The following is a 4,700-nucleotide window of genomic DNA, read 5'->3' as shown; positions in this document are numbered from 1 at the left end:
GCTTTTTTGTTTTATAGTTTAAGCTTTCGAGTACAAATAATAGCATCGTTAACTACAAAAGGCATGGGCATCATTACTTCACTTCTTGGTTTAATTGTAAACTTAGGATGTGATAGTAAATCGTTAGATATTTCGTGTAATGTAATGTCGGGTTGTACGTTTTTATCAATAGAAAAAGAAATAGTTAAATTGCTATCGGTATTTGCCATTTGGTAAATAAGTAACGTGCCTTTATCAGTAGTAAAAGCTTTTCCAGAGTCGTATAAAGTACCGTTAATAGTTAGGTCAGTTAAGGTAATTTTAGAAGCTGTAAACAATTCATATTTAGCGATAGTTCTAGTAGGTGTAATGGTAAAAGAAATGTTTCTCTTTCCATTACTAATGGTGTCTTTATTGATATTGATGTTAGAAACAGCAATGTCTTTATTATCTGTTTTTTTATAATAATTGAAAGAAGTATTGTACTTGCTATTTCCAGCAAGCAAATCTTTTCCTCCTTGAGGGGAATCTTCATCAAAAAACTGTTTAGTATATCCGTCTAGGGTTTTATTATGACTAGCCCAATACGAAGTATTAGTATCAGAATTTTGGACGAATACTAAGCTGTTAGGTTTTTTCTTTTCTATTGAAAATCCACTATTAAAAGTAGCTAAAACAAAAAATAATAACGCTATAAAACCTGTAAGAGCTTGCCAACCATTTTTTAGTTTTTCTTGCTGAAAAACAGGAAGCATAAATCCGAAAAGAAGCACTAAAAGTACAGCAGAAATTAATAGCATTTTTAAACCTAAAGCAACAGGAAATAGTTGAACCATTGGGGCAACCATATAAATAGTTGGAATTGATAGAATAGCAAACAAAGTACCTCTAGATTCCTTTTTAATATTCATAAAAAGTAGAACTGCTAAAATAAATAATGAAGCATATACAGGAATAATTAAAAAACCAGCACCTGGAAGGTTTGTGTATATAAGGTAATTTACAACCAATCCAAAGGTAATAGGAGCAACCAATAAATCTGTTGTTTTGTGTTCTTTAAAGAACGAGTATATTTTAAAAATTATCCAAAGGTTTAAGAACACAAAAGCGATGATGTATTGATATCCGTTATAAGTAAATCCGTGTAATATATCGGTATACTGTGGATGAATAATTAATAGTAATTGCCATAAACCATACGACATTCCTATACACATTACTAATGAAATGATATATGGGATAAATCCTTTTAACATTCCAACAGTGGTGATTTTTTTTCTTGAAATTCCTACAAAAACCAATGCAATAAAAATAACTAGGGCAATAATTAACATAGGTAAAACCCAAGAAAAAGGATAGGTTAAAAGTTTTGTAAAAGGAAAGTTGACATAAATATAGTCGGTGTCACTGTTTAAATTACTTAAGTCAGCATCTGCAAAATAGTTTAATGTGCTAGTTAAGTAATCTGCTTGATGGAGTAAGGTTTCTCTGTTTAATCGTTCGTAAGAGTCTTGTTCGGTATGATAATCAAAATGATCATCAATAAAAGCAAAATTAAATCCGTTGACATTCCCTTTTTCTCTAAAAACCGTTAAATCGGTATCGTTAGGTAGTTTTTTGTATACTCCATACATCAAAGAATTGGCGGCAGGATAATTTGGATTCGCTTTCAGAAATTCAGTAAGTAATGTTTTATTTTTTCCGTTAGTTTCCATCAGCATATAACTAGATCCACCACTACCACGTGCTTCAAAATTTAAAACCAAACCTACATCTTTTGCCCAAGGATGATTTTCAACAAAGGCTTGCGCTCCTAATAAACCTAATTCTTCTGCATCTGAAAAGAGAATGATAATATCGTTTTTGGGCGTTTTATTTGCTGCTAAGTAAGCTCTAACACCTTCTAAAATAGTTACGACACCAGACCCCGCGTCACTAGCTCCAAGTGAAGAATGTGGATTGGAATCGTAATGTGATAATAGCAGCAGAGCTTTGCTACTGTCACCTCCCTTAATTCTAGCAAGAATATTTTCTGTAGTTGTGGCAGCTCTCCATTTTTTATTAATCGCTGTTTGATATTGAACTTCGGGGGTTAATCCTAGTTTTTTTAATTCTTGCACAAGATATTCTTGTACAATTTTATGCTCCTCTGTACCTGTGTGATGTGGTTTTTGAGAAATATTTTTTAGATGATATAGCGCGTTGTCTACAGAAAAATCAGCGGTTTTTATTTCTTTTTTAGCGGAAGATACACTAGGTATCATATCACTAAAGCTCCAATAAACTGTTAAAATAATAATGATTACAGCTAGGTAATTTCTTGATGTTTTCATAGTTTAATTTTATCCCTTATAAAAATAGGGAATTTATTTTTTAACATACGTGGTTTTAATTAGTTAAAAATCAGTATATTTAAGTCTATCCTAAAACTAATTATTATGGGAATTATCAATTTTCAAGGTAAACGAAATAATCCACCAGAAAAAGAGAAGGAGCCAATTTTAGTGTCAGATTATATGACAAAAAAGCTTATTACGTTTAAGGAAGATCAAACTATTGAAGAGGCTATTACTATTTTAATTAATAATAAAATATCAGGTGGCCCAGTTGTAAATGATAATAATGAATTGGTAGGTATTATTTCAGAAGGTGATTGTATAAAGCAAATTTCAGATAGCAGATACTATAATTTACCGATAGAGAATAGTACTGTTGGAAGAGCGATGGTGAAAGAGGTTGAAACGATAGATGGTACTACGAACATATTAGATGCAGCCAATAAATTTTTACAATCTCGTAGAAGACGTTTTCCTATCGTTCAAAACGGTAAGCTAGTCGGTCAAATTAGCCAAAAAGATGTGTTAATTGCAGCGATGAAGCTTAAAGGAAATACTTGGAAGTAGTTACTCTTGTCTAACTAATAAATAGAATTCATTTTCCAGTTCTAAATATCCTTGGTCGTACACATAATAATAGGTGTTTCCTGTTTTTGTGGTGTATAAAGATGTGATAAATTTAAAATCAAAACCTCTATCAAATAACTTGCGACGCGTTACTTTTGTTTTACCTGAAACGTTTAGTTCAGAGAGAATTTTATAGTTTTTTCGTAAACGGTTATTCGTATTTCTGATAAGGTTCTTACTATCCTTGTTTACCTTGTTATTGTAGGCATTTCTACAGTAATCGGAACAGAATTTTTTATCAATCCTTCCTATTACTTTTTCACCACACTCTAAACACTTTTTATTTTCCATAATCTGATTTTTTTAATTCATACCAGTTCACATCTACACCCTTAAAGCTAAATTCATTCACAAATTGTAAACCTATTTTTTGCAGAATTTTGTTAGAACCAATATTTTCTACATCAGCAGCACCGTAAATAATATCATAATTCATTTCTTTAAAGCCGAAGTCTAAACAAGCAAAAGCAGATTCAGAAGCATACCCTTTACCCCAAAAACGCGGAATGAAACGATAACCGATATCAATAAAATCAGTAAATCCATTTAATTCTTCTTTTTCTCCTGTGTTGAGTTTCAATCCTGACCACCCAATGAATTCTCCTGATTCTTTTTCGAAAGCAGCAAACCTGCCAATACCTCTTTCTTTGTATTGCTCTTCAAAAAATGTGATGATATCTTCTGCTTGTTTGTAGGTTGTGATTGGATTGTTCCCTAAATATTTATGCACTTCAGGGTTTGAGTCTAACTCAAAAATTCCTTCTGTTTCACTTTTTCTAAATTCTCTTAAAATTAATCGCTCGGTTTCTAAATAAAACTTCATGTTCTAACTATTTGATTTCAAATATATTAAAAAATATTTAAACGATTACATTCAATTACAAACGAAAACAAATGATTACTAACCGTTTTTAATTTGTACGGTGTTTCATCTTTGCAGTGTCAATTCGTTTGAATGACAGAGTCTTAACTGTTTAACATTAAAAACAAATATTATGAACGCACTAAAAAACAGAGTACAGTTAATTGGAAACTTAGGAACTACACCAGAAATTATCACATTAGAAAGTGGTAAAAAGCTAGCAAAATTTGCTATTGCAACCAATGAAAGGTATAAAAACGCACGTGGTGAAAAGATTACTGATACGCAATGGCATAATGTGGTAGCATGGAATAAAACAGCTGAAATTATTGAAAAGTACTTAGAAAAAGGAAAAGAAGTAATGATTGAAGGTAAATTAACATCTCGCTCTTTTGAAGATAAAGAAGGGAATAAACGTTATGTAACTGAAGTAGTTTGTAATGAACTATTGATGTTAGGGAAATAGTGCTTTAAGAGGCTGTCAAATGATAGCCTTTATTTTTTACATTTCTTACATGTCTGTTAAAATCTTGTTTCTTAAAAAACTTGTTGTTGATATATTTTTTATTCTAATTAAGTTTTAACTTGTTTTTTTATAACTCCAAACCGCCAAACCGTTCATTATTATGGCATAGACCAGTGTTTTTATGGCCAATGGAAAAATATTGGTAAACCCAGAACCTTTAAGCATGACCATTCGTATGATTTCCACAAAGTATTTGATAGGATTAAATTCCGTAAGTAGTTGCGCCCATTTTGGCATACTTTCAATGGGGGTGAATAAACCACTCATCAATATAAATATGACCATAAAAAACCAAGCAATAAACATAGCCTGCTGTTGTGTGTCCGTGAAGTTTGAGATGAACAATCCCATTCCCAAAATCACTAATATA

At 31.4% G+C, this 4,700-nt stretch carries 6 protein-coding genes; 2 read left to right on the top strand and 4 right to left on the bottom strand.

Features of this window, described 5'->3' with window-relative positions:
- Window positions 1–11: 11 nt before the first annotated feature.
- On the bottom strand, window positions 12–2,312 hold the full coding sequence (locus tag OU788_RS11790) for a M20/M25/M40 family metallo-hydrolase (protein WP_274635349.1): 2,301 nt from the start codon (window positions 2,310–2,312) through the stop codon (window positions 12–14).
- 105 nt (window positions 2,313–2,417) lie between these two features.
- Here OU788_RS11790 and OU788_RS11785 point away from each other — a divergent pair, with 105 nt between their 5' ends.
- Window positions 2,418–2,882, top strand: coding sequence for a CBS domain-containing protein (locus tag OU788_RS11785; RefSeq protein WP_274635348.1), 465 nt, complete (start codon window positions 2,418–2,420; stop codon window positions 2,880–2,882).
- Here OU788_RS11785 and OU788_RS11780 read toward each other — a convergent pair whose 3' ends face one another.
- Together OU788_RS11780 and OU788_RS11775 are read right to left on the bottom strand one after the other, a co-directional pair.
- On the bottom strand, window positions 2,883–3,233 hold the full coding sequence (locus tag OU788_RS11780) for a hypothetical protein (protein ID WP_274635347.1): 351 nt from the start codon (window positions 3,231–3,233) through the stop codon (window positions 2,883–2,885). It lies immediately after the preceding gene.
- Window positions 3,223–3,765 carry a GNAT family N-acetyltransferase gene (locus tag OU788_RS11775; protein WP_274635346.1) on the bottom strand — a complete coding sequence of 181 codons (543 nt, stop codon included), beginning with the start codon at window positions 3,763–3,765 and terminating at the stop codon, window positions 3,223–3,225. The genes OU788_RS11780 and OU788_RS11775 overlap by 11 nt, the downstream gene beginning before the upstream one ends.
- A 172-nt stretch (window positions 3,766–3,937) precedes the next feature.
- Between OU788_RS11775 and OU788_RS11770 the strand changes: the two genes are divergently transcribed.
- The gene (locus OU788_RS11770; RefSeq protein ID WP_274635345.1) at window positions 3,938–4,270 is read left to right on the top strand and encodes a single-stranded DNA-binding protein; all 333 of its coding nucleotides are present in this window, start codon (window positions 3,938–3,940) and stop codon (window positions 4,268–4,270) included.
- Window positions 4,271–4,384: 114 nt separating this feature from the next.
- Here OU788_RS11770 and OU788_RS11765 read toward each other — a convergent pair.
- Window positions 4,385–4,700: ABC transporter permease (locus OU788_RS11765; protein ID WP_274635344.1), on the bottom strand; the 316-nt coding region annotated here is incomplete at its 5' end.

The sequence above is a fragment of the Tenacibaculum sp. L6 genome (assembly GCF_028823685.1).
Classification (GTDB): Bacteria; Bacteroidota; Bacteroidia; order Flavobacteriales; family Flavobacteriaceae; genus Polaribacter.
This window is presented reverse-complemented; position numbering and strand designations above follow the sequence as displayed.

Coding starts and splice junctions, on each gene's coding strand:
- OU788_RS11790 (WP_274635349.1), bottom strand. CDS start 2,312: ATGAAAACATCAAGAAATTACCTAGCTGTAATCATTATTATTTTAACA.
- OU788_RS11785 (WP_274635348.1), top strand. CDS start 2,418: ATGGGAATTATCAATTTTCAAGGTAAACGAAATAATCCACCAGAAAAA.
- OU788_RS11780 (WP_274635347.1), bottom strand. CDS start 3,233: ATGGAAAATAAAAAGTGTTTAGAGTGTGGTGAAAAAGTAATAGGAAGG.
- OU788_RS11775 (WP_274635346.1), bottom strand. CDS start 3,765: ATGAAGTTTTATTTAGAAACCGAGCGATTAATTTTAAGAGAATTTAGA.
- OU788_RS11770 (WP_274635345.1), top strand. CDS start 3,938: ATGAACGCACTAAAAAACAGAGTACAGTTAATTGGAAACTTAGGAACT.